The organism is Serratia sp. JSRIV002, assembly GCF_019968725.1.
GTDB lineage: Bacteria > Pseudomonadota > Gammaproteobacteria > Enterobacterales > Enterobacteriaceae > Chania > Chania fonticola_B.
This window is the reverse complement of sequence record NZ_CP074143.1, coordinates 6,039,847-6,064,949: the sequence shown is the minus strand read 5'-3', so window position 1 is coordinate 6,064,949 and position 25,103 is coordinate 6,039,847. Positions and strand designations below refer to the sequence as shown.

28 protein-coding genes are annotated in these 25,103 nt (G+C 53.7%); 12 read left to right on the top strand and 16 right to left on the bottom strand.

What is annotated here, in order from left to right; all coding sequences use genetic code 11:
• Window positions 1-684: 684 nt before the first annotated feature.
• The 5 genes from rpmH (at window position 685) to mnmE (ending at window position 4,545) form a co-directional block, all read left to right on the top strand.
• Window positions 685-825 carry a 50S ribosomal protein L34 gene (gene rpmH / locus KGP26_RS28465; protein WP_004093983.1) on the top strand — a complete coding sequence of 47 codons (141 nt, stop codon included), beginning with the start codon at window positions 685-687 and terminating at the stop codon, window positions 823-825.
• Between the two features lie 18 nt (window positions 826-843).
• Window positions 844-1,203: a ribonuclease P protein component gene (gene rnpA / locus KGP26_RS28460; RefSeq protein WP_004950547.1), complete on the top strand. Its 360-nt coding sequence runs from the start codon at window positions 844-846 to the stop codon at window positions 1,201-1,203.
• Window positions 1,167-1,424, top strand: coding sequence for a membrane protein insertion efficiency factor YidD (gene yidD, locus KGP26_RS28455; RefSeq protein ID WP_025120915.1), 258 nt, complete (start codon window positions 1,167-1,169; stop codon window positions 1,422-1,424). Before rnpA ends, yidD begins: the two co-directional genes overlap by 37 nt.
• Before the next feature lie 2 nt (window positions 1,425-1,426).
• The gene (gene yidC, locus KGP26_RS28450; RefSeq protein WP_021181397.1) at window positions 1,427-3,067 is read left to right on the top strand and encodes a membrane protein insertase YidC; all 1,641 of its coding nucleotides are present in this window, start codon (window positions 1,427-1,429) and stop codon (window positions 3,065-3,067) included.
• 113 nt (window positions 3,068-3,180) lie between these two features.
• Window positions 3,181-4,545, top strand: a complete 1,365-nt coding sequence (mnmE, locus tag KGP26_RS28445) for a tRNA uridine-5-carboxymethylaminomethyl(34) synthesis GTPase MnmE (RefSeq protein ID WP_021181398.1) — start codon at window positions 3,181-3,183, stop codon at window positions 4,543-4,545.
• Window positions 4,546-4,684: 139 nt separating this feature from the next.
• Here the strand turns inward: mnmE and KGP26_RS30465 are convergent, their stop codons facing one another.
• The 3 genes from KGP26_RS30465 to KGP26_RS28430 all read right to left on the bottom strand — a co-directional run bounded on the left by KGP26_RS30465 (window position 4,685) and on the right by KGP26_RS28430 (window position 7,265).
• The gene (locus KGP26_RS30465) at window positions 4,685-5,299 is read right to left on the bottom strand and encodes an NAD(P)/FAD-dependent oxidoreductase (protein WP_371824931.1); all 615 of its coding nucleotides are present in this window, start codon (window positions 5,297-5,299) and stop codon (window positions 4,685-4,687) included.
• Window positions 5,277-5,708, bottom strand: a complete 432-nt coding sequence (locus KGP26_RS30460) for a SidA/IucD/PvdA family monooxygenase (protein WP_371824930.1) — start codon at window positions 5,706-5,708, stop codon at window positions 5,277-5,279. Before KGP26_RS30460 ends, KGP26_RS30465 begins: the two co-directional genes overlap by 23 nt.
• Before the next feature lie 174 nt (window positions 5,709-5,882).
• Window positions 5,883-7,265: an MFS transporter gene (locus KGP26_RS28430; protein WP_179248628.1), complete on the bottom strand. Its 1,383-nt coding sequence runs from the start codon at window positions 7,263-7,265 to the stop codon at window positions 5,883-5,885.
• Window positions 7,266-7,388: 123 nt separating this feature from the next.
• Between KGP26_RS28430 and KGP26_RS28425 the strand changes: the two genes are divergently transcribed.
• Window positions 7,389-8,126 carry a helix-turn-helix transcriptional regulator gene (locus KGP26_RS28425; protein WP_179248629.1) on the top strand — a complete coding sequence of 246 codons (738 nt, stop codon included), beginning with the start codon at window positions 7,389-7,391 and terminating at the stop codon, window positions 8,124-8,126.
• Window positions 8,127-8,141: 15 nt separating this feature from the next.
• Here the strand turns inward: KGP26_RS28425 and KGP26_RS28420 are convergent, their stop codons facing one another.
• Window positions 8,142-8,390 (bottom strand): hypothetical protein, encoded by a 249-nt coding sequence (locus KGP26_RS28420; protein ID WP_179248630.1) that lies wholly within the window; start codon window positions 8,388-8,390, stop codon window positions 8,142-8,144.
• 502 nt (window positions 8,391-8,892) lie between these two features.
• On the opposite strand from KGP26_RS28420, the gene KGP26_RS28415 reads away from it, so the two are divergent.
• The 3 genes from KGP26_RS28415 to KGP26_RS28405 all read left to right on the top strand — a co-directional run bounded on the left by KGP26_RS28415 (window position 8,893) and on the right by KGP26_RS28405 (window position 11,512).
• Entirely contained in the window at window positions 8,893-9,612 is a 720-nt protein-coding gene (locus tag KGP26_RS28415) for a 4'-phosphopantetheinyl transferase superfamily protein (RefSeq protein WP_223664860.1), read from the top strand.
• A gap of 188 nt (window positions 9,613-9,800) precedes the next feature.
• Window positions 9,801-10,367 carry an NADPH-dependent FMN reductase gene (locus tag KGP26_RS28410; RefSeq protein WP_021181402.1) on the top strand — a complete coding sequence of 189 codons (567 nt, stop codon included), beginning with the start codon at window positions 9,801-9,803 and terminating at the stop codon, window positions 10,365-10,367.
• 92 nt (window positions 10,368-10,459) lie between these two features.
• Window positions 10,460-11,512 (top strand): hypothetical protein, encoded by a 1,053-nt coding sequence (locus KGP26_RS28405; protein ID WP_094982464.1) that lies wholly within the window; start codon window positions 10,460-10,462, stop codon window positions 11,510-11,512.
• A gap of 54 nt (window positions 11,513-11,566) precedes the next feature.
• On the opposite strand, the gene KGP26_RS28400 is transcribed toward KGP26_RS28405, so the two are convergent.
• Window positions 11,567-12,904: an NCS2 family permease gene (locus KGP26_RS28400; RefSeq protein WP_059199273.1), complete on the bottom strand. Its 1,338-nt coding sequence runs from the start codon at window positions 12,902-12,904 to the stop codon at window positions 11,567-11,569.
• Window positions 12,905-13,116: 212 nt separating this feature from the next.
• Between KGP26_RS28400 and yieH the strand changes: the two genes are divergently transcribed.
• On the top strand, window positions 13,117-13,782 hold the full coding sequence (yieH, locus tag KGP26_RS28395) for a 6-phosphogluconate phosphatase (RefSeq protein WP_223664859.1): 666 nt from the start codon (window positions 13,117-13,119) through the stop codon (window positions 13,780-13,782).
• A 47-nt stretch (window positions 13,783-13,829) separates the two neighbouring features.
• Here yieH and KGP26_RS28390 read toward each other — a convergent pair whose 3' ends face one another.
• From KGP26_RS28390 to pstS, 9 genes are all read right to left on the bottom strand, one after another.
• Entirely contained in the window at window positions 13,830-14,390 is a 561-nt protein-coding gene (locus KGP26_RS28390) for a DUF1440 domain-containing protein (protein ID WP_059199275.1), read from the bottom strand.
• 202 nt (window positions 14,391-14,592) lie between these two features.
• Entirely contained in the window at window positions 14,593-15,333 is a 741-nt protein-coding gene (locus KGP26_RS28385; protein ID WP_094982463.1) for an amino acid ABC transporter permease, read from the bottom strand.
• A gap of 1 nt (window position 15,334) precedes the next feature.
• Entirely contained in the window at window positions 15,335-16,060 is a 726-nt protein-coding gene (locus tag KGP26_RS28380) for an amino acid ABC transporter permease (protein ID WP_179248633.1), read from the bottom strand.
• Window positions 16,061-16,130: 70 nt separating this feature from the next.
• A complete protein-coding gene (locus tag KGP26_RS28375; protein ID WP_024484697.1) occupies window positions 16,131-16,970 on the bottom strand; it encodes an ABC transporter substrate-binding protein in 840 nt (279 codons plus the stop codon).
• 167 nt (window positions 16,971-17,137) lie between these two features.
• Entirely contained in the window at window positions 17,138-17,869 is a 732-nt protein-coding gene (gene phoU / locus KGP26_RS28370) for a phosphate signaling complex protein PhoU (RefSeq protein ID WP_024484696.1), read from the bottom strand.
• 12 nt (window positions 17,870-17,881) lie between these two features.
• A complete protein-coding gene (gene pstB / locus KGP26_RS28365) occupies window positions 17,882-18,652 on the bottom strand; it encodes a phosphate ABC transporter ATP-binding protein PstB (RefSeq protein ID WP_370454353.1) in 771 nt (256 codons plus the stop codon).
• Window positions 18,653-18,705: 53 nt separating this feature from the next.
• On the bottom strand, window positions 18,706-19,596 hold the full coding sequence (pstA, locus tag KGP26_RS28360; protein WP_059199278.1) for a phosphate ABC transporter permease PstA: 891 nt from the start codon (window positions 19,594-19,596) through the stop codon (window positions 18,706-18,708).
• 1 nt (window position 19,597) lies between these two features.
• Window positions 19,598-20,554 carry a phosphate ABC transporter permease PstC gene (gene pstC, locus KGP26_RS28355; protein ID WP_021181416.1) on the bottom strand — a complete coding sequence of 319 codons (957 nt, stop codon included), beginning with the start codon at window positions 20,552-20,554 and terminating at the stop codon, window positions 19,598-19,600.
• Between the two features lie 90 nt (window positions 20,555-20,644).
• Window positions 20,645-21,685 (bottom strand): phosphate ABC transporter substrate-binding protein PstS, encoded by a 1,041-nt coding sequence (pstS, locus tag KGP26_RS28350; protein ID WP_021181417.1) that lies wholly within the window; start codon window positions 21,683-21,685, stop codon window positions 20,645-20,647.
• Window positions 21,686-22,052: 367 nt separating this feature from the next.
• Here pstS and KGP26_RS28345 point away from each other — a divergent pair, with 367 nt between their 5' ends.
• Window positions 22,053-22,394: a toxin gene (locus tag KGP26_RS28345; protein ID WP_223664858.1), complete on the top strand. Its 342-nt coding sequence runs from the start codon at window positions 22,053-22,055 to the stop codon at window positions 22,392-22,394.
• Window positions 22,391-22,705 (top strand): DNA-binding transcriptional regulator, encoded by a 315-nt coding sequence (locus KGP26_RS28340; protein WP_021181420.1) that lies wholly within the window; start codon window positions 22,391-22,393, stop codon window positions 22,703-22,705. Before KGP26_RS28345 ends, KGP26_RS28340 begins: the two co-directional genes overlap by 4 nt.
• A gap of 97 nt (window positions 22,706-22,802) precedes the next feature.
• Here the strand turns inward: KGP26_RS28340 and KGP26_RS28335 are convergent, their stop codons facing one another.
• Both KGP26_RS28335 and KGP26_RS28330 read right to left on the bottom strand, forming a co-directional pair.
• A complete protein-coding gene (locus KGP26_RS28335) occupies window positions 22,803-23,882 on the bottom strand; it encodes a GNAT family N-acetyltransferase (protein WP_223664857.1) in 1,080 nt (359 codons plus the stop codon).
• Between the two features lies 1 nt (window position 23,883).
• Complete coding sequence (locus KGP26_RS28330; RefSeq protein ID WP_223500570.1) at window positions 23,884-24,999, bottom strand: hypothetical protein; 1,116 nt, start codon at window positions 24,997-24,999, stop codon at window positions 23,884-23,886.
• Between the last annotated feature and the right edge of the window lie 104 nt (window positions 25,000-25,103).

Genomic DNA, 25,103 nt, shown 5'->3' with positions numbered 1-25,103 from the left:
GGCGGACTCCACTCGAACAAGATCAATAAAAAGAAAAGAATCAGGCTACTTTTTTATAACTCATGATTTTTGACACACGCCCGGTATTGGCTGAAAAACCTGTAGGGTATGCGAACCGCCTTTCACGGTTTATGCCCTTAACGATCCTGTTTTGGGATCGCGATCGGAATGACGGATCATAGCGCAATCTGCGCAAGAGATCCTCCCCTTCATCACAGATTAGATCCATTTTATCCACAGCCCTTGAAGAGTGGCCAGTTTTTAATCAGCGCAGGATCGACACCGATGAGATCTGAACCTGTGGGGCCGGGTTTTAGCATCTTTCACAGGTTATACCTGGTTATCCACGCGGATCCTTGCAGAAAACACGCAGGATCGTACGGAGATCCTTGTGATTTACCCCCGAGTCCGTATAATCTTCGCCCACGTGTGATACCTGGTTCCTTAATGGTGAGTCATTTAGCCAAGACAGGATTCTGCGGTGACCACGGGCCAACACCGGATTTTACTCCGAATTGGCAGACAACCAGGTAGGCTAGCGCGATGTGAATTGACTCAGGACTGTACAATTATTACAATCCCGCCTCTTTATGTATTGCGATTGAGGCGTCGGTCATCTTCACGCCGAGTAGCCAAACGCATTTGACTTATCAGTATTTCATTTAAGTTTAGGTAGAAATCGCTATGAAACGCACTTTCCAACCGTCCGTACTGAAGCGTAACCGTAGCCACGGTTTCCGTGCTCGTATGGCAACCAAGAATGGTCGTCAAGTTCTGGCCCGCCGTCGTGCGAAAGGCCGTACTCGTCTGACTGTTTCTAAGTAATAAAAGCTAACCCGCTGAGTGGTTAAGCTCGCTTTTCCTAGGGAGTTACGTTTGTTAACTCCCACTCATTTCACTTTCGTCTTCCAGCAGCCACAACGGGCTGGCACGCCGCAAATCACCATCCTCGGCCGCCTGAACCAGCTGGGGCATCCCCGCATCGGTCTTACCGTCGCCAAAAAACACGTCAAACGCGCGCATGAACGCAACCGGATCAAACGCCTAACCCGCGAAAGCTTCCGTTTACGTCAGCACGAGCTACCGGCGATGGATTTTGTGGTGGTGGCCAAAAAAGGGATAGCGGATTTGGATAATCGTGCACTGACGGAAGCTTTGGAAAAATTATGGCGTCGCCACTGTCGCCAGGCTCCCGCATCCTGATCGGGCTGGTTCGGGCGTATCAGCTCGTGCTCAGCCCGCTGCTTGGGCCACGTTGTCGCTTCCAGCCGACATGTTCTCATTACGCAATTGAGGCATTACGCAGGTTTGGCATGTTAAAAGGCAGTTGGTTGACATTGAAACGCGTATTAAAATGCCACCCTTTGAACCCAGGTGGCGATGATCCCGTGCCGCCGAAAACCGACGATAACAGAGAACACTAACGATGGATTCGCAACGCAATCTTCTCCTCATCGCTCTGCTGTTCGTGTCTTTCATGATCTGGCAGGCCTGGCAAGTGGACAACGCTCCGCAACCAGTAGCCACCCAGACCACGCAACAGACTGCGAACCCAGCAACCGGTGATGCCGCAAGTTCAGCTGTACCAGGCAGTGGCCAGGGTAAACTGATCACCGTTAACACTGACGTGCTGTCGCTGACCATCAATACCCGTGGTGGCGATATCGAGCAGGCTAAACTGTTGGCCTACCCGGAAACCCTGGGTTCATCGACTCCATTTACGCTGCTGGAATCCACCCCGTCATTCGTCTACCAGGCACAAAGCGGCCTGACGGGCCGAGACGGCCCGGATAACCCGGCAAACGGCGAGCGTCCTCTGTTTGAGGCGGCGCAGGATACCTTCACGCTGGCTGATGGCCAGGATGAACTGCGTATTCCGCTGACCTTTACCGGCAAAGACGGTTCGGTCTTCACCAAGACCTTTGTGCTCAAGCGTAACCATTATGCCGTTGGCGTGGACTACTCCATCGTCAACAAAAGCGCGACTCCGCTGGAACTGACCCTGTTTGGCCAGTTGAAGCAGACCACCGACTTGCCTAAGCATCGTGACACTGGCAGCAACAACTTTGCACTGCACACCTTCCGTGGTGCGGCTTACTCATCCAGCGAAGACAAATACCAGAAGTATGCGTTCGACAAGGATGAGAATCTGAACGTCACCACCCAGGGCGGCTGGATTGCGATGTTGCAACAGTACTTCGCCACCGCGTGGGTGCCGCAGACTCAGGGCGTCAACACGTTCTATACCTCTAAGCCAGGTACCAACCTGTCTGCCATCGGCTTTAAAGCTGAGCCAGTGATTGTGCAACCAGGCGCTGAGAAACAGCTGAATGCTACCCTGTGGGTTGGCCCGGAGCTGCAAGATCAGATGGCCCAACTGGCACCGCATCTGGATCTGACCGTCGATTACGGCTGGCTGTGGTTCATCTCCCAACCGCTGTTCAAACTGCTGAAGTTCATTCACAGTTTCATCGGCAACTGGGGCTTCTCGATCATCATCATCACCTTCATCGTGCGCGGCATCATGTACCCGCTGACCAAAGCGCAGTACACCTCGATGGCCAAAATGCGCATGCTGCAGCCAAAACTGCAGGCGATGCGTGAACGTATCGGTGATGACAAGCAGCGTATGAGCCAGGAAATGATGGCGCTGTACAAAGCTGAGAAGGTGAACCCGTTAGGGGGTTGCTTGCCGCTGGTTATCCAGATGCCAATCTTCCTGGCCTTGTACTACATGCTGATGGGCTCGGTTGAGCTGCGTCATGCGCCGTTCATCTGGTGGATCCATGACCTGTCGGCGCAAGACCCGTACTACATCCTGCCAGTGCTGATGGGTGTGACCATGTACTTCATCCAGAAGATGTCACCCACCACCGTGACTGACCCGATGCAGCAGAAAATCATGACCTTTATGCCGGTGATCTTCACAGTGTTCTTCCTGTGGTTCCCGTCTGGTCTGGTGCTGTACTATATCGTCAGTAACCTGGTGACCATCGTCCAGCAGCAGCTGATTTACCGCGGGCTGGAAAAACGTGGTCTGCACAGCCGCGACAAGAAGAAAGTCTAGTATTGAGTTAGGCAACACCCGTAGGGGCTTATGCCCCTACGACACCAGTCACGTTGCCAGTAGAGGCGGTCATTAGACCGCCTTTTTGCATATTGTCAGAGAGATAAACCGCTATGAACACCACCGATACCATCGCTGCTCTTGCTACCCCGCCCGGACGCGGCGGTGTCGGCATCCTGCGCATTTCTGGCCGCGGAGCCAAGGACGTTGCCCTGGCGGTACTCGGTAAACTGCCTAAGCCGCGTTATGCCGATTATCTGCCGTTCCGTGACGCTGAAGGCAGTACGCTGGATCAGGGGATCGCACTGTGGTTCCCCGGCCCCAATTCCTTTACCGGTGAGGACGTGCTGGAACTACAGGGCCACGGTGGGCCGGTGATCCTCGATCTGTTGCTCAAACGCGTGTTGGCGCTACCAGGCGTGCGGATTGCCCGCCCAGGTGAGTTCTCGGAGCGCGCTTTCCTCAATGACAAGCTGGATCTGGCCCAGGCCGAAGCCATTGCCGATCTGATCGATGCCAGTTCTGAACAGGCAGCCCGTTCAGCCATGAACTCGCTGCAAGGTGCTTTTTCCCTCCGTATCCATCAGCTTGTGGAAGCGCTCACTCACCTGCGCATCTACGTAGAAGCGGCCATCGACTTCCCGGATGAGGAAATCGACTTCCTTTCGGATGGCAAAATTGAAGCCCAATTGAACGGTGTGATGGCCGATCTGGATGGCGTGCGGGCCGAGGCGCGACAAGGCAGCCTGCTGCGTGAAGGGATGAAGGTGGTGATCGCCGGGCGGCCCAACGCCGGAAAATCCAGCCTGCTCAATGAGCTTGCAGGGCGTGAAGCAGCCATCGTCACCGACATTGCAGGCACCACGCGCGATGTGTTGCGCGAACATATTCATATCGATGGCATGCCACTGCACATTATCGATACCGCCGGGCTGCGGGAAGCCAGCGACGAAGTTGAGCGTATCGGCATCGAACGTGCCTGGAACGAGATCGAACAGGCGGATCGCGTGCTGTTTATGGTGGATGGCACCACCACCTCCGCCACCGAGCCCGCCGAGATTTGGCCAGAGTTTATGGCACGTCTGCCCAGCACCTTGCCGATCACCGTCGTGCGCAACAAGGCCGACATTACCGGCGAGGCATTGGGCCTAAGCGAAGTAAATGGTCACTCACTAATTCGCCTGTCGGCACGTACCGGTGAGGGGATCGACCTACTGCGTGACCATCTGAAACAGAGCATGGGCTTCACCAGCAATATGGAAGGCGGCTTCTTGGCCCGCCGCCGTCACTTGCAGGCTCTGGAGCAAGCGGCACAGCATCTGGTGCAGGGTAAAGAACAGTTAGTGAGCGCTTACGCAGGGGAACTGCTGGCTGAGGAACTACGGTTGGCACAGCAGGCGTTGAGCGAAATCACCGGGGAGTTTACTTCTGATGATCTGCTCGGGCGCATCTTCTCCAGCTTCTGTATTGGTAAATAACCGGCGTCCACCTTGCTCCATCGAAGCACTCTGATAGCCACCTGGTTTATGTCCAAGTAGCGATTTTAGCCCGAACCTTCCTCTACTTGGACATCCAGATGGCACTCACTGAGCCCGAAAAGCTCACTAAGTGCACTTACTACAGTCTGTGCCTCAAGAATCTCTCGACAGCAAAGGCCTCCATACCTTTCATGCAAGTCTTAGAAGTGATGGCCTGCAATATCGCCGGTCCAAACACCGGAGCAAACTTGAACCCATGTCCAGATAAGCCTGCGGCAACAAACAACCCTTCCACTCTCGGATCGGCACCAATGATTGGGTTGCCATCGGGCGTATCATCGAAGAACGAGACACGGCTACCCACAGGGCTCACCGATCCGAATCTGCCAAATCGGGTTTCGGCGCGCGTAACGAACTGTCGTATCGCAGATTCACTCATCTGTCGGTCAAGCCGATCCGGGTCTGCCAGCTCCCTATCGTGCTGCGCCAGCGAACCGATCATATACTGATTAACTGCCGAAGGGCGAAGATAGAACCCGCGTTGACGGTCACTGTAGCCTGGCAACCTCTTCCCATTTTCATCGTTCTGGAGCTGTATGATGGCCACACACTGGCGTGATGCTGATATGGGCAGCGGGGCTTGGCAACTTTCTGATAAGGCTGCGGCCCAAGGGCCGGCCGCGTTGACAATCAAAGGGCTTCGAACCAAGCCTGTATCTGTCTCTACCACCTCAACTAGCCTCTTTCGAGACAAAATTCGGCTGACTGTACGATGCTCTTCGATAATGGCCCCATGGCATTTTGCAGCTTGCTTGCCCTATAAGGCTTGCGGGCAGGCATGGTCGCAGTGATTCAATCGACAGGGGGAGGAACCATGGGCTGCCCATGTCCTGAAACTCAGGTTGCGACCTGGCCAGTAGCTGATCGCGTTGAGGATCACCTTCACAACCCAACCTCGACCAGAGTGCCTTGCCCAACCCTGGCATGATGGGAAACGCCAGATAGGCGAGGAAAGATAGTTTACTGGTAGGATCCACCAAGCTAACCAGGTCCTTCATGAACGAAATCTGCAGCGTTAAATTCGGCAGCATCAAGCCAGGATGCCATTGGAACTCGCTTCGTTGCTCGAAGAAGGCACTGGTAATGTGTGGGTGTGGGTGCAATAGAGCGGCAAGACTCAGATTCCGGCAAGCGCTACAAGTTCGTGCTCTGAACAGGTGTGCATCTGCTACTCCCTTCGTTTCTGCGGATGCAGTTTCTTGTGCAGCAAGCAGAGAACGACGTCTCCGATTCCAGCACTTCCTTTAAACCCCTTACTCTTTCCATAGAGTTGGCAACTATGACCCCGTGGATACTTGTCCCCGTGCATGCCATGCGAGCGCCGCTATCCAGCACAGGGCTGCAAGCAGTGAAAGTCCGATAGCAATGCTGATGGCCAAGCTTATGCCTTCCTTTGCTGCCCCGACTCCCGCCAGCAGGGCGCCAAAAATTGCTACGCCAAATGCAGAGCCGGCCTGGCGGCTGGCATTCAAAACACCTGCGGCTATGCCAGCTCGTGACCGATCGATAATATTCATCAATGAAGCTGTAGCCGCAGGAGTAATAACCCCCGCGCCAAATCCCATGGCGGGAAAACATAATGCAATGCGCCAGTACGGACCGTTATCCGTCACGGCATACAGGCCGAGAAAGCCGATCGCGTACAGCAGAAACCCGCCAGCAACGAGGCGCAAGGATCCATACCGCTTGCCGAGCGCACCAGAGAGGAAACTGCCAATAGTCACAAAGACGGTCAATGGCAGGAAGGCCAAACCTGTCTGTAGGGCCCCCCAGCCGCGAATGGTCTGAAAGTACAGGCTCAGGAGGAAGAACAACCCGTAGAAGACCAAGGCCGAAATCATCGACACCAATGCCGCAGTTGAAAACACAGCGCTCTTGAAAAATCTCAAGGGCAACATCGGTTCTCTTGACTTTGCTTCCGTAACCACGAAAAGTGCCCAAGCCACCGTTGAACCCAGTACACCTGCCGCTATCCATCGGCTACTCCAGCCTAGCTCCGCGCTTTCAATAAGCACAGCCACTGACGATGCCAACGCAACGATGGCGAGCATCTGCCCTGCACCATCAAGGTGGCGCGTCGAATGAATGGCAACCTCTTCGCTTCGGATGCGCGTCGTCAACCATGCCCCCAGTAGCGCCAAAGGGACATTGACCAGGAAGATGCTGCGCCAACCCAGAAGGTGTATCAGCACGCCGCCAACAAGGGGACCCGCAGCCATTGCGATGCCTCCGAAGCCAGCCCACTTGCCGATCGCACTCGCGCGCTCATCCGTATTTGTGTATGCGCCATTGATGAGGGTCAGCGAGCAGGGAACGAGCATCGCAGCTCCGATCCCTTGAAGTACCCGTGCAATGACGAGAACCATCAATGTCGGCGCAAGACCGCATAGTGCGGAGGCCGCTGAGAAAACCAGCAGGCCGGCAAGATAGATCCTCTTCGCCCCCATGCGATCTCCAAGCGTCCCCCCCGTGAGCAGCAGGCAAGCAAATGTAAGTGTGTAAGCGTTGACCACCCACTGAAGACCGGACACGCCCGTCTGGAAACTGGCGGAGATCGGCTCTAGAGCAACGTTGACTATGGAGGTATCAAGGATGACGATGACGTAGCTGAGACTCGTCGCCAATAGCACTCGAGCTTGCTGGTCTTTCCTATCACTCATGGAAGCATCGCCTTAGTAAACTGATTAATAATTGACTATATCGGGCTTTGCTTTGAAAATTATTCGACGCGTATCGAACTATATCCGTAGCCATTACGGGGCGCTTTGACGGAAATCCTATACATGTCCACTTACAACATATCGACGATTGCTCACTTGATTGCCGAGCCAGTTCGCGCAGTCATTCTGATTACGCTGTCGGATGGCAGCGCACTATCGGCTGGCGCGCTTGCCGAGGCCGCAGGCGTCACCGCACAAACCACGAGTTCCCATCTCTCCAAGCTTCTCTATGGCGGACTGATTACGATGCAGCGTGCAGGGCGTCATCGCTACTACCGCCTCGCCGGTCCACAAGTGGTTGCCGCATTGGAGAGTTTGGCATGTGTTAGCCCTCCTGAAACCGTCTGGCGAACCACGCCGAATCGTTCTGCACGAAACCTCCAGTTCGCCCGTTGCTGCTATGATCATCTGGCGGGAGAGGTTGGTGTGGCGATCACTCAGGCCATGCTGGAGCGCCATTTGATAGCGGAGAGTGATGGTCGTACATATGTGCTTACCGAAGAGGGATATGAATGGCTTGAGCGCATCGGCCTTGACATCGGTGACCCTGCTCTTATGCAAGGTCACCACGCTCGACAATGTCTCGATTGGACGGAGAGACAGCATCATGTGGCCGGTCCGCTGGGTGCGCACCTGATGAAGGCATACATCGCCTGGAAATGGATGAAGAAGAACCCTGGGACCCGTTCGATTTCAATCACGAAGCTAGGATGGGTAGCCCTGCGAGAGCACTTCGGCATCGAGCAAGGTACGGGGGCCAACGAGCTTTCCGTAACCAGTGTCAGCAACCGAGCCACGTAGCCTCATTACCGCTGGCTAGTCCTCCCCACTTGGTACTGATTTCGCGCGCTTGCCGAACATGGCTTCGATCTCGATGATTCGATGCTCAAGTTGTAACCCGGTCTCCCGCCACGCAGGAATGGCTTTGCCGAGGCGCCGGTGCCACGCCACCAGATTGTCGAACTCGCTATATGGCGCGACCGTACCGGCTAAATCGCGCTTCTTCACTGTGCTATGCCAAGCTTCGTAGATGCGGGTAATACTCGGGTCAACGTGCTGGTTCATGTAGTTCCTCCGATGTGGATACGCGTACAGCCATGCTCAATTTACTCATTGAACGAACTATATCCACGGCCGCGAGTGTAATGTTTCGGGCCGTATCGAAGTTTTTCTTTCGGCGGTATTCAGCCCGGTGCAATAAAATTAACTTGTTGTTTTTATTGATAATATTTTCGTTGAAAGACACCACCCTCTCGAGCTCTGCAAGCCCAGCAACCACTTTAAGTATGTAGCCCTGATCCGGCACTGACGAGGTAGCCAGATGGGCCGTATGTCAGCCAAAGTCTTCCTCCGCGTCCGCAGCCCAGAATTAACCATCTGTTAATAATGTATTTATTTTCCGCCAGCTAAAAGCGCCACTACCTTGCCGCCATACCGCCCCAGCTGCTTTTTCATTCAACAGAAGAATAATTAAGAAAAAGATCATGCGAATTCTTAATGAAAAAACTTAACGTAATGCTTACTCTAACACTCCAGTTTTTTATAAGCCTCGGTCATGGAGTGAACAATGGCTTGTCATTTTATCCGATGGGATGCGGTTACAGAGCGTTTAGATACTCATCGGCTCCCTGAAGACCTGATCGAAAGAACTGCTCGCTTTTCCGTCAAGCGCCGCCGGCGTTTTTTGCAAGGCCGGATCCTGTTGGCCGAAATGATATTTTATTTGTATGGTATCCCGGTACTTCCCCCCATTGCTACGGCACCGACCGGGCGCCCGTGCTTTGCCGATCATCATCTCCCTGACTTCAGCCTCGCCTATGCTGGCAATACCGTGGGCGTGCTACTGAGCCTGGAAGGCAAGGTCGGGTTGGATATTGAGGTGATGCGCGCACGGAGCCACAACCTGCTGCATCAATACTCCAGCACCACGGAGAACGCATGGATCGCGGCGCAGAACGACCGCTTGGAAGCCGAAACCCAGCTGTGGAGCATCCGCCAATGTGTGCTGAAACTGGCTGGCCTCGGTAACAGTGGCCAGGGTTTGCTGAATTTGCACCCTTTTTCCGGCCAATTACGCTGCAACACCTTGCCCAACGTGCACGTCATGAGTGATGCAGGGGAGTATCTCAGCTGGGCCTGCGCCCATCAGCCTGGCTTGGATCGGCTGATTTGCTGGCAATATGACGATAGCCAGGGCTTACAGAAATGTGGCGAAATTTCATCGCGTAACCCACCTCCCTCCACGCACTTTATGAAATTGACCAGCCTCGCATCTGTTACACGTTGAAAGCACCGATTTAACGTCTGCCTTCGGGGGAATATACAAAACAAAACTTTCCTTAACGCATGATTTACTGCTTTGAATTGTAAAAACAGATAAAGACTTAGCCTCTACCTAGGATACATCCCTTATTTGCCCTATTATCTGCTGGTTGTTCTAAGCTGAGTCTGTTCATCAGAAAAGGGAGAATCAAAATGTCAGAGCAAGCACTAAAGATCGTCACGCTACTGGGGAGCCTTCGTAAAGGCTCTTATAACGCCATCGTCGCACGCGCTTTACCTCAGTTAGCTCCTCAGGGTGTTACTATCGAAGCCCTTCCCTCCATCCGCGATATCCCACTGTACGATGCAGACCTCCAGCAAGAAGAGGGTTTCCCGGCCGCGGTAGAAGCCATTGCCGAACAAATCCGTCAGGCTGACGGCGTGATCATCGTAACGCCAGAATATAACTACTCTGTGCCAGGTGGCCTGAAAAATGCCATAGACTGGCTGTCCCGTTTGCCTAACCAACCGCTGGCTGGCAAACCGGTAGCAATCCAGACCAGCTCTATGGGGCCGATTGGCGGAGCACGTTGCCAATATCACCTACGCCAGATCCTGGTGTTTCTGGATGCCATGGTGATCAACAAACCTGAGTTTATGGGGGGAGTGATACAGAATAAGGTTGATGAGCAGGCGGGTGAACTGGTTGACCAAGGCACGCGGGATTTCCTGACCGGCCAGTTGTCCGCATTCAGCGACTATATCCGCCGTGTAAAATAAGCTGCCAGGCGGCGCACAGAGATAACACTATCGAAGGCGCCGTTTTTCATCGTTTTCTCATTAATATTATTGAAAAACAAAGTTATAAAATCATGCCTTTTTTTATTTTAGCCATCTTTTTGGCTTTTGCCACCAGTCCATTGTTTGCTGCACCCATGCTCTATCCTGAGGGAGAAGAGCCGCTAGAACTGCCTATCCATAGCCCGCTGAGTAAGCCATTACCTCGCTCAGCGTACAATCATGAGGATAAAAAAGCCGGCGCCACATCGCTATATCTGACGTTGATGCGTGAAGATGGCCGTAATATCTGGGCCCCCTTTCAACTGGCTGCCTCCTCGGCCGAACAGGGTCAGACCGAGTTAGCCGAACGTTATCTGCAACTTAGCGCCAAGCGAGGATTGTGGTATTACTACAATCTGCTGGAAGACGACTCGTTCAGCAGCATTCAGCAAAGTGACACCTACCGTTCAATTCTGGCCACCACCAAAGCGCGCTATCAGCAACACGCCGCAAAGTTTGAAGGTAAACCTCACTATGCCGTGCCGAGTGGCGAGCCCCCGGCCGGAGGCTGGCCAACCATCGTCTACCTCCATCCCTACGGGAAAGCCGCCACCATCATTCCAGAGGATAGGTTGCTGTTTGCCGAAGCCGGGGTGGCCTACATTGAGATAAACGGCACCCAGATGCTGGCGGAGGGGAGCTTTCGCTGGTCTAACTACAGCTCTACCAGCACCCAGAACGCCATTCAACGCACCCTGGAAAGCCTTGGCCCCAAGCTGAAGCTTAATCTCCAACAGGTTTACCTGACCGCCCGTGGTCAGGGGGCGCTACACGCGGCTAACCTGATGGCCAATTACCCGCAGTTTTATTCCGGAGCGCTGCTGATTGCCCCGAAGGGCCGCCTCCTCCCAGCGAAGCATTCACTGGCAGAAAACAAACGCATCATGATTGCCTATTACGATCGACAGAATTTCAACGATCGGGCGCTGGCTCTTGATTTTGCTGACTTGTTCAGAGACAAAAATCAGGTCGAGATCGCCAATTTTGCCGAGGGGGAAGATAATATCGGTGGCTGGCAGACGCGGTATAACCGGCCTTTACGCTGGGTAATGGGTAGAGAGCAGGATGCCTCACCCGGCGCTTGAGAGTAACAGGAGCTTACAACGGGGCGCAGCATGCTGCGCCCCACGTAGCGGGCATTAATGCCCGTCAACGAACGCAATTTTCAGCACGAACAGCAGCGCCACCACGATCACGCAGGGGCTGATTTCACGCCAGCGGCCGGTGCCCAGCTTCATGATGCAGTAAGAGATAAAGCCAAGGGCAATCCCTTCGGTGATCGAGAAGCTGAAAGGCATCATAGCGGCGGTCACAAAGGCCGGAACCGCTTCGGTCATATCTTCCCACTTCACCCGCGCCAGGCTGGAAGTCATCAGCACCCCCACATAAATCAGCGCGCCCGCAGCAGCATAAGTTGGCACCATTCCCGCCAGCGGTGACAGGAAAATCACCAGCAGGAAGAGAATGCCTACCACCACGGCGGTCAGGCCCGTGCGCCCACCAACGGCCACCCCAGAGGAGCTTTCAATATAGGCGGTGACCGAAGAGGTACCCGCAAAAGCACCGGCGACCGAGGTGATGCTGTCCACGTAAAGCGCCTGCTTCATACGCGGGAACTTGCCGTTTTCATCCGTCAGGCCAGCCTTGTCGGTCACTCCGATCAGCGTACCCGAGGAGTCAAACAGGTTGACCAGCATAAAGGAGAAAATCACACCTGCCAGGCCGATATTCAACGCCCCGGCGATATCCACCTGGCCGACCACGGAGGTGACGTCCGGCGGTAGGGAGAATACGCCGCCATATTTCACGTCACCCAAAGCCCAACCGATCAGCGTAGTCACCACGATTGAGACCAGTACCGCAGCATGAATATTACGCGAAGCCAGCACCGCGATAATAAAGAAGCCCAAGGCTCCCAGCAGCACACTGTGAGAGGTCAGATTGCCTACCGCTACCAGCGTATCCGGGTTGGCGACCACGATACCGGCGTTTTTCAGCCCCATCATGGCGATAAACAGGCCGATACCGCTGGTGATGCCCACGCGCAGGCTCAGCGGGATATTGGCAATCATCCAGTAGCGGATACGGAAAATGGTCAGCAACAGGAAACCGATTGCGCCCCAGAAAATAGCGCCCATGCCGACCTGCCATGAAATACCCATCGCGCCGACCACCACAAACGCGAAGAACGCGTTGAGGCCCATCGCCGGAGCCAGCGCCACCGGCAGGTTAGCCAGCAAGCCCATCAGGATACTGCCCAACGCAGCAACCAGGCAGGTGGTGACAAACACCGCCTGAGTATCCATGCCCGCCGCGCCCAGGATCTGCGGGTTAACGAACACGATATACACCATGGTTAAAAAGGTGGTGATGCCGGCAATCGTTTCCGTACGTACCGTGGTGCCGTGCTGCTTGAGTTTAAACACGCGCTCAAGCAAGCCCTGATTGGCATCAAGGCTGAGGTCTTGTTTGCTCATTATAGAATTCCGAAGAGGGATTAGGACTGTCGCTGGCTATCCTATAACAAAAAGTCCGGGTTTTGACCTCGCTCACAGGTTTTTTTCGCCATCTTTACGGCTAAAACGGCCAACAAGTTGTATTTATTGAGATTGATTGCCAAAGAGGGACAACCCGCTGCGATCCGGTTAAAGTAACAGCAGTTATGACTTAACCGAGGGCGCTTACCCCAATGAATCAGGTTGAATGTGTTTTATTTGATTGCGATGGCACGCTGGTAGACAGCGAAGTGCTGTGCAGCAAGGCCTATGTGCATATGTTTGCCCACTACGGTATCGAGCTGGCGCTGGAAGAGGTATTTAAAAAGTACAAAGGGATCAAGCTCTACGAGATCATTGAGCGGGTTAACGCCGAGCACGGGGTCAATTTACCCGCCAGCGATCTGGAGCCCATTTTTCGCCAGGAAGTGGCTCGCCTGTTTGATGCCGAGCTCCAGCCGATTGCCGGTGCCCGCGAGCTGCTGGCGCAGATGAATGTCCCGATGTGCACCGTTTCTAACGGCCCGGTGAGCAAAATGCAGCATTCGCTGGGGCTAACCGACATGCTGTCCTATTTTGATGACCGGTTGTTCAGCGGCTACGATATTCAACGCTGGAAGCCCGATCCGGCCATCGTATTCCATGCCGCCCAACAGATGCAGATGCCCGTAGAGCGCTGTATTCTGGTGGATGATTCCGTTGCCGGTGCCCAGGCAGGGATCGCGGCTGGCATCCCGGTGTTCTATTTCTGTGCCGATCCTCATAATCAACCTATCGATCACCCGCTGGTGACGACGTTTGAGGATCTGGCTCAACTGCCTGCGCTATGGCAACAGCGGGGTTGGCAACTTACCCGTTAAATCACGTTGATATTCAGCGGGGAAAATACCCCGCTGAACTTTATCGATTAACGATAGGATCCCAGCGGAACTTCGGCATCAGGCTCATGGGTAATTCTGTTACGTAAGTCCCGGCGTACTATCTCAATCACCCAAAACCAAAATATATGCCCCAAAATTTCAGAAAGGTACTCATCAAATGGCAGCATTGAAAGTGGGGGAGTCAAACCAAGCAGAGGGAAACTAATGCCATGCACGGCAACGGTGGCAATGATACCCGCCAACACCCCCTGCCAGAGTTTGATCTTTGGAAAAACTTCGGCAACCAAGCAGTAACCGATAGCAAAGACCAACGAAAATATGACGTGCGTAACCATAACCGGATTAATAATATGCTCAGAAAAGGTATATACCGTACCGGTTGGATCTATCCCAAGATAATCTCTTAAAAAAAGGTAGGGCGGGTTAAATTCAGCCCGGCCATCACTCAGAGTTCTTGGCGGTAGCGGAACCTCAGCCCCCCATTTGACAAAAGCAGAGAGGATCCCGCCAATAATGCCAACAAACAAGGCAACGCCATACCGCCGCCGACTTGGATCCGTTGTTATAAATAACGCACTAATTTTCATAATGATTACCATCCAATGGAAATATATAAATCAATCTTACTTATACTCTAAATAACTCAAGCTGCATTAAAAAAGTGCAATACGTTGATCTCAATCATAAATTTAACGTAATACGATAATAAATTGTAATACGTCAAGCCCCTCAATCATGACAACTAATTAGCCATGGTATAATAGGGGCAACCATTCCTATTGTGTCTGATTAACTAGCCGGTAGCGGCGGGCGATTACGCCACCAGCGCCAGCTGCGTTTTAGCGCTTTGGTCTGCGGGCTAAGGCGTTTATTCAGCCCGTTCGCCAGCACGTCCAGCGTCAGGCAGAAGATAAAATAGACCAGCGCCACAAACAGGAACACTTCCATCGGGTAAACCATGCTGCGGTTATTGACCTGCGTAGCCAGAAAGGTCAACTCCCCCACGCCGACGATGTACGCCAGCGAAGTGTCTTTAATCAATGAGATCCACTGGTTGATAAACGAAGGCACCATCATACGCAGCGCCTGCGGCAAGACGATCATCCGCAGCACCTGCCAGCGGTTTAAACCGAGCGATAGCCCCGCCTGCCACTGTCCAGCACCAATAGCCACGATGCCCGCTTTTACCGCATGGGCCAGATAGGCCGAGGCGATCAACGCCAGCGCGCACACCACCGTGGTAATTTCCGGGATATCGACACCAAACACGATTGGCAGCAGGAAGTAAGTCCAGAAAATCAGCATGATCACCGGGATGGCGCGGAAGAACCCGAGCACCATAGCCAATAACCCAGCCAGCACCCCACGCGACATCGCCAGCGCGACGCCCAGCAGCGTGCCCAGAATTGCCGAAGCCAGCCCGGCCATCAGGCTGATCGCCAACGTCAACGCAGCACCGCCCAAAGGCCCATCCGGGAAGGTGCCCCACAGCAGGTAGCCCAGGTTTTCCTGGATAATGGTAAAGTCCATCTTAGTGTCCCCGCAGCGGTTCGCGCTGTTGACGCCACATGCCCCAACCTTCCAACAGGGCAATAATGGCGATATACAGTACCGTTGCCACGCCAAACGCCTGGAAGGTCCGCAGGGTTTCGGTTTCCACCTGGCGCGATGCGTAAGACAGCTCAGCCAGGCCGATCGCCATGGTTAACGATGAGTTCTTAATCACGTTCATGTACTGCCCCAGCAGCGGCGGGAAAGCGATTTTCAGCGCCTGCGGCAGCACCACATAGCGCATCGATTGCCAACCGGTCAGCCCTAGCGCGTAGGCTGCATGCTTTTGCCCACTGGCGACGCCACGGATGCCAGAACGGATCTCTTCGGCAATAAACGCGGTGGAATAAAGCGTCAGACCGAAAAAGCCCGCCAGGAATTCAAACGAGGGCCAGTCGAGAAAACCTAACTGGTGGGGGGTATTCAGCCATTGCATGGCGAAGGAGGGCAAGATTTGCCCGGCGGCGAAATACCAGAAGAACAGTTGCACCAGCAGAGGAGTATTGCGAAATAGCGCGCTATAGGCCACCGCCAGCCAGCTTAAGGGGCGCAGGCTGCTGTCCCGCATCGCCGCCAGACCAAAACCCAGCAGCGTTGCCGCAAGCCCGGCACAGGCCGACAGCCATAAGGTCATCAAGAAGCCATTCCATAGCCAGCTCAGATACTGCGGCGCCAACAGCCAGTCTGAGAGTTGTTGCAGATTCATACGAGGTACTTCCCCTCACCCCAACCCTCTCCGCCACGGTACAAAATCAGGGGGAGAGGGAAAAGGGAGATTAGGCTTTAGGTTGCTGATCCAATGGGCCGATCTTGAAATCGCCACGCGGTTGGGCGGTTTTGGTTTCCGGGCCGAACCAGCGATCGTAAATCTTCACCGCATCGCCGTCTTTTTCCAGTTTGATCAAGGTATCGTTAACGGTAGCCGTGAGGCGATCTTCGCCTTTCGGGATACCAACGCCCTGATATTCTTTGGTGATGCTGAACGGAGAGATTTCAAAGTCGGCTTTTTGCGCGGCAGGCAGGTTGCCTAGCAGGCCAACCAGTTTGGCATCGTCCTGGGTGATGGCCTGCACGTTGCCGTTACGTAGGGCAACAAACGCCAGTGGGGTATCGTCGTAAGAGATCACCTTGGCCGTTGGGTAGTGCTCACGCAGGGTAATTTCCTGCACGGTGCCTTTATCCGCGCCGATGCGCAGCTTCTTGATATCTTCAGGGGTTTTCAGCACGCCCTTATGGGCAATGAATTTCTGGCCGGTAGCAAAATACGGCACGCTGAAATTCACCTCTTTGGCACGCTCGTCGGTGATAGTGAAGTTGGCCGCGATCAGATCAACCTTTTTGGACACCAGCAAAGGAATGCGGTTAGCCGGGTTGGTGGCGCGCAGTTCAACCTTGACGCCCAGCGCCTTACCGATGGCTTCGGCCACGTCCACGTCATAACCCACCAGCTTTTTGCTCTGCGGATCGACATAACCAAACGGTGGGTTGCTATCGAATACCGCAATACGCACCACGCCAGCTTTTTGAATATCATCGAGTTTATCGGCATGTGCCACACCGGTGGCAAGGCTGGTCAGGCTGGCTAACAGAGATAAGGCTAAGACGCGCTGTTTCATGAAAGGCTCCCAAGTGATTGATGTCCCGCTGGCTGATAAGCTAGCAAGCCTCACTTAGGTCAGGAAATAATATTAAACGCTATAGTTATAACCTTTTTAACTTTGCGGTTTTTAAATGGCATAAAGGCGCTGTCTTCAGCGCCTTCTGGAGTAACTCACTGGTTGAATTACGCTTTTTTCTCGTCTTTACCGTCTGACAACAGTTTGTCCAGCGCATCGCCACCGATATGGCGGAAATCCTGGCCTTTGACGAAGTAGAAGATGAATTCGCAAATATTCTGGCAGCGATCGCCGATACGCTCGATAGAGCGGGCACAGAACAGCGCCGTCAGCACGCTAGGAATGGTGCGCGTATCTTCCATCATGTAGGTCATCAGCTGACGCACGATGCCTTCATATTCCTGATCGACCTTCTTGTCTTCGCGGTAAATCCGGATCGCTTCATCCAGATCCATACGCGCAAAGGCATCCAGCACGTCGTGCAGCATTTGCACGGTATGGCGGCCCAGTGACTCCAGGCTGACCAGCAACGGCTGATGCTGGTGCGAGAATTTCTCCAGGGCGGTGCGACAGATCTTGTCCGCTACGTCGCCGATGCGTTCCAGCTCGGAAATGGTCTTGATGATCGCCATCACCAGGCGCAGGTCGCTGGCGGTCGGCTGGCGTTTGGCGATGATGCGCACGCAGGCCTCATCGATCGCCACTTCCATCATATTGACCTTGGCATCGCCCTCAATCACCCGCTTGGCCAGTTCACCGTCCTGGTTATGCATCGCGGTAATGGCATCGGTCAGCTGTTGCTCCACCAGCCCACCCATGGTCAGTACCTGGGTGCGGATGTGCTCGAGTTCAGCGTTGAACTGGCCGGAAATGTGTTTGTTTAAATTCAGGTTATCCATGATGCATCCTAATCAACCATAGCGGCCAGTAATGTAGTCTTCGGTCTGCTTTTTCTGTGGCGCGGTAAACAGAGTGTCAGTATCGCTGAACTCGATCAACTCACCCAGATACATAAATGCGGTGGAGTCGGAACAACGCGCCGCCTGCTGCATATTGTGGGTCACGATCACCACGGTGTAGTCAGACTTCAGCTCGCTGATCAGCTCTTCAATCTTGCCGGTGGAAATCGGATCCAGCGCTGAGCAAGGCTCATCCAACAACAGCACTTCCGGGCGAATGGCAATGCCGCGCGCAATGCACAGACGTTGCTGCTGGCCACCGGACAGGCTGTAACCGCTTTGGTGCAGCTTGTCCTTGGTCTCGTTCCACAGTGCTGCCTTGGTCAGCGCCCATTGGACACGCTCGTCCATATCCGCACGGGACAGCTTCTCGAACAGGCGCACGCCAAACGCGATGTTGTCGTAAATCGACATAGGGAACGGCGTTGGCTTTTGGAACACCATGCCCACCTTGGCACGCAGCAGCGCGATGTCCTGGTTATCGGTCAGGATGTTTTGCCCGTCCAGCAGGATATCGCCTTCAGCACGCTGCTCGGGATAGAGCTGGTACATCTTGTTGAAAGTCCGCAGCAGCGTCGATTTGCCGCAGCCAGAAGGGCCGATAAACGCGGTCACCTTGTTCTTGGCGATATCCAGCGTGATGTTTTTCAGCGCATGGAATTTGCCGTAGTAAAAGTTCAGATCGCGTACCTGAATTTTGCTGCTGGAAGTGGAGTCAACCATACTCATCAAGACTTCTCTCTTTTCACGGTGTCGCCTGAGCGGCACCTAAATTTTTATGAATGCTTTTTCTTGGCGAAAATCACACGCGCCAGGATATTCAGTAACAGTACGCACAGGGTGATCAACAGTACCCCGGCCCAGGCCAGCTGTTGCCATTCGGCAAACGGGCTCATGGCAAACTTGAAAATGGTGACCGGCAGGTTGGCGATCGGCTGCATCAGGTCGGTGCTCCAGAACTGATTCGACAGCGAGGTAAACAGCAACGGAGCGGTTTCCCCTGCTATACGCGCAATCGCCAGCAGCACGCCGGTGATAATGCCGGAAACAGATGCCTTCAGCGTAATGGCGGAAATCATGCGCCATTTCGGTGTGCCCAACGCATAGGCCGCTTCACGCAGCGTGTCTGGTACCAGCTTGAGCATGTTCTCGGTGGTGCGGATCACGATCGGGATCTGTAACAGAGCCAGCGCAATAATCCCGGCCCACCCGGAGAAGTGTTCCATCTTCGCCACCACCACGGTGTAAACGAACAGGCCCACGACGATCGACGGTGCGGATAACAGAATATCGTTGATAAAGCGGATCACTTCCGCCAGCCAGGATTTACGGCCGTATTCCGCCAGATAGATCCCCGCCATGATGCCCAGCGGAGTACCGAAAATGGTGGCCCACAGGATCAGCAAGCCACTACCGGCGATAGCGTTAGCCAGACCACCACCCGCCGTATTCGGCGGCGGCGTCATTTCGGTAAACAGCGCCAGCGACATGCCATCGATGCCCTTGGTAATGGTCGAGAACAGGATCCACACCAGCCAGAACAGGCCAAAGGCCATAGTCGCCATCGACAGGAACAGCGCCAGACGGTTTTTCTGCCGACGCCAGGCCTGCATTTTACGGCGGCTTTCCGCCAGTGCTACCGGATTTTGCATATCCATCGTTGCCATGTTAGCGACCCTCACGCTTGGCCAGGCGCATCACCATCAACTTCGACAGCGCCAGGACGATAAAGGTGATCACAAACAGGATCAGCCCAAGCTGCATCAATGCAGAGGTATGTAGCCCGGATTCGGCTTCGGCGAATTCGTTGGCCAACGCCGAGGTGATGCTGTTGCCCGGCATATACAGCGAGAAACTGTCGAGCTGGTAGGTGTTACCGATAATAAAGGTCACCGCCATGGTTTCCCCCAGGGCGCGCCCCAGGCCAAGCATCACGCCACCGATCACGCCGTTTTTGGTGAACGGCAGCACAATGCGCCAGATCACTTCCCAGGTGGTGCAGCCGATGCCATAGGCCGACTCTTTCATCATCACCGGCGTTTGTTCGAACACATCGCGCATTACCGCCGCAATGTAAGGAATAATCATAATGGCCAGGATCACCCCGGCAGCCAGAATACCGATACCAAATGCCGGGCCGGAGAACAGCTCGCCAACGATCGGAATACCGGACAACACTTCCCCCACCGGGGTCTGGAAATATTTGGCGAACAGAGGGGCAAACACGAACAGGCCCCACATGCCGTAAACGATGCTAGGGATTGCCGCTAACAGTTCTATTGCGATCCCCAATGGGCGCTTGAGCCAGTTAGGGGCCAACTCGGTCAGGAACAGGGCAATACCAAAACTGACCGGCACGGCGATAATCAGCGCAATCACCGAGGTGACGACCGTGCCGTAGATCGGCACCAGCGCACCAAACTGCTCGGCTGGCGCATCCCACTCTTTGGTCCACAGGAAGGCAAAACCGAACTTCTGCATGCTTGGCCAGGAGGCGATAATCAGCGAAACGATGATGCCGCCCAGCAACAATAGGGTAATCAGCGCCGCCAGTCTGACCAGCGCGCTGAAGATGATGTCACCGTTTTTGCCCGGTGCTTTCATGGTCGGCTTGTACTCAGCCATAGATTACTCTTCTGTTTAAAGCTTGGAGGGCCTGGCACGCCAGGCCCCGACAGTCAGGTTGAGGCGCGGTTTTCCGCACCCCCTGCGTTGTTAGAACAAGGCCTTACCGGAGCTGTCTTTGATGTTGGTCTTCCAGGCAGCACGGATTTGCTCAACCACTTCGGCAGGCAAGGCGGCGTAATCCAGTTCGCTGGCCTGTTTGGCACCGGTCTTGTAGGCCCAGTCAAAGAACTTCAGCACTTCTGCGCCCTGCTCAGGCTTCTTCTGCTCTTTGTGCACCAGGATGAAGGTGGTGGAGGTGATTGGCCAGACGTTGTCGCCTTTCTGGTTGGTCAGGTCCTGCGCAAAGGTTTTGCTCCAATCCGCGCCTTTGGCTGCGGCGCTGAAGCTCTCTTCGGTTGGGCTAACCGCTTTGCCATCGGCAGACACTAATTTAGTGTAGGCCAGGTTGTTCTGCTTGGCGTAAGCGTATTCAACATAGCCGATAGAGCCAGGCAGACGCTGAACGAACGCGGCGATGCCGTCATTGCCCTTGCCACCCAGGCCGGTTGGCCAGTTAACGGTTGAGCCTGCACCAATCTTCTCTTTCCACTGCGCGTTAGCCTTGGCCAGATAGCTGGTGAAGACGAAAGAAGTCCCGGAACCATCAGCACGACGCACCACGGCGATAGCCTGATCCGGCAGCTTGACGCCCGGGTTCAGCTTAACGATCGCCGGGTCATTCCATTTTTTGATGTTGCCCAGGTAGATATCCCCCAGGGTTTGACCATCCAGAGTCAGCTCACCGGATTTGATGCCCGGAATATTCACCGCCAGTACCACACCACCGATCACGGTAGGGAACTGGAACAGGCCGTCCGCAGCCAGTTTTTCATCGGACAGCGGGGCATCAGAAGCACCAAAGTCAACGGTGTTGGCGATGATTTGCTTCACACCACCAGAGGAACCGATCCCCTGATAGTTAACCTTGTTGCCGGTTTCTTTCTGATAAGAATCTGCCCACTTGGCATACACCGGAGCGGGGAATGTCGCACCTGCACCGGTCAGGCTAGCAGCAGCGAAGGCGGACACAGAGGCCAAAGAGAAAGTCGCTGCCACAATACTGGCGACGGTGGTACGCATCAGTTTCATAATCCCTCCTAATGGGATATTTCAAAAATCGACTTTGAGTCGTTTTCATCAGAGTAAGTATTGCTGCAGAAGGGAAAATAGGACAGTTTAGTGACAGTAAAATGTACGAAATATGACAGTTATATTACAGCGGAGGATGGTTGATATTTATTTTATTAAAATCAGTGAGATGACGTCGTTTTTAGGCAAAAAACAATCTGCAAAAATCTGCCTGTTGCTGCACTATCTCTCTGAATATGAGCAGTTTTCGCTCTTTTTTACACGCTTGTCATATTGCCAAAAGCGGCAAAAAAACCAGCATATCATCCTTTGATGTATACCCAACTTGGGGGTAGAATATCCCCAAGTAGCAGGGAGATATCTGGTTATGGATGCTATATTTGTTGAGTTAAGTATTTTTGAAGCGAAGCGTGCTGATTATCTTTCCGATGATGAATTCAAGACATTCCAGCAGATGCTGCTGAATAATCCATTCTGCGGTGATGTTATCCAGCACACTGGCGGGTTAAGGAAGGTCAGATTTGCGGATCACCGTCGTGGAAAAGGTAAACGAGGTGGCTTGCGGGTGATCTATTATTGGTGGCTTGAAAAGTCTCACTTTTTGCTTTTTGTCATTTACGACAAAGACAAAAAAGATGACCTTAGCCGCAACGAGCGCGAGATGCTGCGTAGGATGTTGGAAATTTTGAAACAAGGGGGCACCTTATGAGCGAACTCAGCCTTTTTGAAGAACTCTCCCAGGGAATGAAAGACTGGAGTGATTACAATGAGGGTAAAATCACGCTTAAAACCCACGCCGTATCACTGAAAAAAAACATATCTATGTCACCAGACGAGTTAAAAGCAATACGTGAAAAACTGCGTCTTTCACAAGCCGTTTTTGCGGATTACTTGCATACCGGTGTCACTACTTATCAAAACTGGGAACAGGGCAGAGCCAAACCCAACAAACAGGCACTTCTTTTGATCCGTATGGTTGAAAAAGACCCCATGACGCTGGATACGTTAGCTGCCTTGTAATCAACATCAAGCAGAGGTTAATCATTACTCCGGTCCAGTCATAGTAAATCCGGTGTGCTTTTTGAACGGCACCCGGATTTTCCAAGCTTCATGCCCCTCATAACTGATAATGCCTCAGCAACGGCTGATAGACCTTGCGGGAAAGCCAGGAAATCATCGCCCAAACGCTACGTTGATAAACGTTCAGGTGCCGGACGTAAACCATGCTGTATTCAATCTCCGGTTGGCAACCGCGAACCCTTTTGAAATCTGGCGCACCAGAACTCAAATTGAGAAACAGCTTACGATCCATGGCATAGCGTAACGCAAAGGCGATCAGCCGACGATATAGCGCCAATGATGCGGGTAATTCCGTCCGATAGCCGACGATCGGCACCGTTACCGTCTGTTCCAACTGAACCATTCCCAACACCCCCACCATCTGCTGCTGGTGGAACAAACCGTACAGTTGCAACACACCCAGTTGCGAGGCCTGAGATAAATAACCAGCGGTAAACTGCACATTCTGGCGGCTGTATTTATCCAGGTAGAGCTGGTTATAAAGGCGTTCGGCACCCTGCATCAGCTCGGGAGCATCGGCAGACAGCCGTTTGAACTCCCATCCCATCTGATGCAGCAGTTTGTCATCCCGGCGCGCATTGATTTTTCCCCACCAGCGTAAAGGATCGTCCAGGCAATAAACCTGACGGCTGACGATAGGCAGCCAACCTTGCCGGGAGAGCCGCGCCAACAACTCGGGAGTCTGCTGCCCATTAAGCGAACGTATCATCAACGTATGCTGGGGATAGCGCTGCAATGCCTGTTGCCGCAACGCGTCGGTATCCAGGGATTGCCAGTGGCTGCTGGTTATATTGGTCGAAAGGCACTGATTATTCAGCACCTGGAGCCGATCGACGTGTGCCAGCAATAAGGGCCACTTAAGCAGCAGCGTCAGCCCGTTGCTCAGCGCCCGCAACGCGCCGTTATCGATTTTGATAATTTCATCCCGCGCGTAATCGACGATCAGCGCCAGCGGGGAAACCACATAGCAATTACCGGGTACGTAATCATTGACCGTCGCCGGTATCCAGAAACCATCCTGTTGATACTCGGTCATCGACGTCTGGAGATTGGCGATCATGCCTGGTTGTTGTAGCAGAGCCACTTGCAGGCGCTGCCAATCATTAACCTGCTCCATGCTAACCGTCCCACTCGATATCGAAAGTGCTGGCATCGGTGAGGGGCCGCCGATAGCGTAAGCTGCGGTATCCCATCTCTAACAACGCACACCACTGCGCTCCGGCACTTATCGGCCAACGGCGATCGTTGAGCAGATTAGGCGCTTGGCGAAAGTCCCGCCATAGCGTCACCAACTGCTTATCGCGCCAAGCCTGCCAGGCAAAGAATAACAGTATGATCACGCCCACATGTCCTGCCTTGGGCTGCGCTGGCTGGTATTGCAATTGCCCATCGGCGGCGATGGACATCTGAGACCCCAACAAATGCAGGCCGCTGGTGGCCCTGGGGTTACACTCAATAACAAAAATCACCCCGTCCTGTTCGATAAAATCGAACGCCACCTGGCCATGAAAGCCGGTTTTTTCCCCAAACTGACAGACAAAATCGTCCAGCCGCCGATCCTGATAGGGGATAAAGTAGCTGCCTGCGGCCTGATTGAAACAATATTTGGGTTGATATGCCTGATGAGCGATCAGCCTGCCATGTTCGAACACGGCATAGTTGCACAAGGCCACGCCGTTTAATTTCTGCTGCTGCACCCAGGGGATATGCTCGTTGAGCTGCCGATCGTTCAATACACCCGGTTTTGGCGTACGGATCACTTGGCGACCAAAGCGTGAATAAACCGGTTTCAAAATGGTCTGGGGATCGTCTGCAATTTGCGAGCAAGAGGTCAGTAATCGGGTCGCGGGAGTCCGCACCTCGCCCAATGCCGTTAACAGGCTCAGGCTTTGATATTTATGATGCAGTTCAAATAGCAACTGCCGCTCTGGCATTAGCCACTCGGTAGGCCCGATATACGCAGCAAACGCCTGGGAGAGGTAGAAGATCTCCTCACAAGTAGGGATCAGCAACCCAATAGCATGTTGGTCGAGATAGCCTTGCAGCTGCTGTTGATAACCGGCAAGGTCCTGGCGCGGTGAGGGAAGCCGTAGATAACCTTCAATCCCTTGTAAAAAGCGGCCCAGCGGCCATTTAAGACTGTCCGCCAACCAGACGCGGTGCCCGCTGCGCAACGCAATACGTGCCCACTCTATTGCGACCGGAGCCCGTGCTCCAGTAATCAAAATATTCATTATCTACGTATACCCTTCCCTGTAGCATCACCCGCCAATCATAGCGTTAATGGTAAAACTGGGGCGAAAAAAATACCGTGTTGAGTCACCCAACACGGTATTCA

Excerpts from the sequence above, each read along its gene's own strand:
- rpmH (WP_004093983.1), top strand. The coding sequence starts at position 685 with ATGAAACGCACTTTCCAACCGTCCGTACTGAAGCGTAACCGTAGCCAC.
- yidD (WP_025120915.1), top strand. The coding sequence starts at position 1,167 with ATGGCGTCGCCACTGTCGCCAGGCTCCCGCATCCTGATCGGGCTGGTT.
- yidC (WP_021181397.1), top strand. The coding sequence starts at position 1,427 with ATGGATTCGCAACGCAATCTTCTCCTCATCGCTCTGCTGTTCGTGTCT.
- mnmE (WP_021181398.1), top strand. The coding sequence starts at position 3,181 with ATGAACACCACCGATACCATCGCTGCTCTTGCTACCCCGCCCGGACGC.
- KGP26_RS28430 (WP_179248628.1), bottom strand. The coding sequence starts at position 7,265 with ATGAGTGATAGGAAAGACCAGCAAGCTCGAGTGCTATTGGCGACGAGT.
- KGP26_RS28425 (WP_179248629.1), top strand. The coding sequence starts at position 7,389 with ATGTCCACTTACAACATATCGACGATTGCTCACTTGATTGCCGAGCCA.
- KGP26_RS28420 (WP_179248630.1), bottom strand. The coding sequence starts at position 8,390 with ATGAACCAGCACGTTGACCCGAGTATTACCCGCATCTACGAAGCTTGG.
- KGP26_RS28415 (WP_223664860.1), top strand. The coding sequence starts at position 8,893 with ATGGCTTGTCATTTTATCCGATGGGATGCGGTTACAGAGCGTTTAGAT.
- KGP26_RS28410 (WP_021181402.1), top strand. The coding sequence starts at position 9,801 with ATGTCAGAGCAAGCACTAAAGATCGTCACGCTACTGGGGAGCCTTCGT.
- KGP26_RS28405 (WP_094982464.1), top strand. The coding sequence starts at position 10,460 with ATGCCTTTTTTTATTTTAGCCATCTTTTTGGCTTTTGCCACCAGTCCA.
- KGP26_RS28400 (WP_059199273.1), bottom strand. The coding sequence starts at position 12,904 with ATGAGCAAACAAGACCTCAGCCTTGATGCCAATCAGGGCTTGCTTGAG.
- yieH (WP_223664859.1), top strand. The coding sequence starts at position 13,117 with ATGAATCAGGTTGAATGTGTTTTATTTGATTGCGATGGCACGCTGGTA.
- KGP26_RS28390 (WP_059199275.1), bottom strand. The coding sequence starts at position 14,390 with ATGAAAATTAGTGCGTTATTTATAACAACGGATCCAAGTCGGCGGCGG.
- KGP26_RS28385 (WP_094982463.1), bottom strand. The coding sequence starts at position 15,333 with ATGGACTTTACCATTATCCAGGAAAACCTGGGCTACCTGCTGTGGGGC.
- KGP26_RS28380 (WP_179248633.1), bottom strand. The coding sequence starts at position 16,060 with ATGAATCTGCAACAACTCTCAGACTGGCTGTTGGCGCCGCAGTATCTG.
- KGP26_RS28375 (WP_024484697.1), bottom strand. The coding sequence starts at position 16,970 with ATGAAACAGCGCGTCTTAGCCTTATCTCTGTTAGCCAGCCTGACCAGC.
- phoU (WP_024484696.1), bottom strand. The coding sequence starts at position 17,869 with ATGGATAACCTGAATTTAAACAAACACATTTCCGGCCAGTTCAACGCT.
- pstB (WP_370454353.1), bottom strand. The coding sequence starts at position 18,652 with ATGGTTGACTCCACTTCCAGCAGCAAAATTCAGGTACGCGATCTGAAC.
- pstA (WP_059199278.1), bottom strand. The coding sequence starts at position 19,596 with ATGGCAACGATGGATATGCAAAATCCGGTAGCACTGGCGGAAAGCCGC.
- pstC (WP_021181416.1), bottom strand. The coding sequence starts at position 20,554 with ATGGCTGAGTACAAGCCGACCATGAAAGCACCGGGCAAAAACGGTGAC.
- pstS (WP_021181417.1), bottom strand. The coding sequence starts at position 21,685 with ATGAAACTGATGCGTACCACCGTCGCCAGTATTGTGGCAGCGACTTTC.
- KGP26_RS28345 (WP_223664858.1), top strand. The coding sequence starts at position 22,053 with ATGGATGCTATATTTGTTGAGTTAAGTATTTTTGAAGCGAAGCGTGCT.
- KGP26_RS28340 (WP_021181420.1), top strand. The coding sequence starts at position 22,391 with ATGAGCGAACTCAGCCTTTTTGAAGAACTCTCCCAGGGAATGAAAGAC.
- KGP26_RS28335 (WP_223664857.1), bottom strand. The coding sequence starts at position 23,882 with ATGGAGCAGGTTAATGATTGGCAGCGCCTGCAAGTGGCTCTGCTACAA.
- KGP26_RS28330 (WP_223500570.1), bottom strand. The coding sequence starts at position 24,999 with ATGAATATTTTGATTACTGGAGCACGGGCTCCGGTCGCAATAGAGTGG.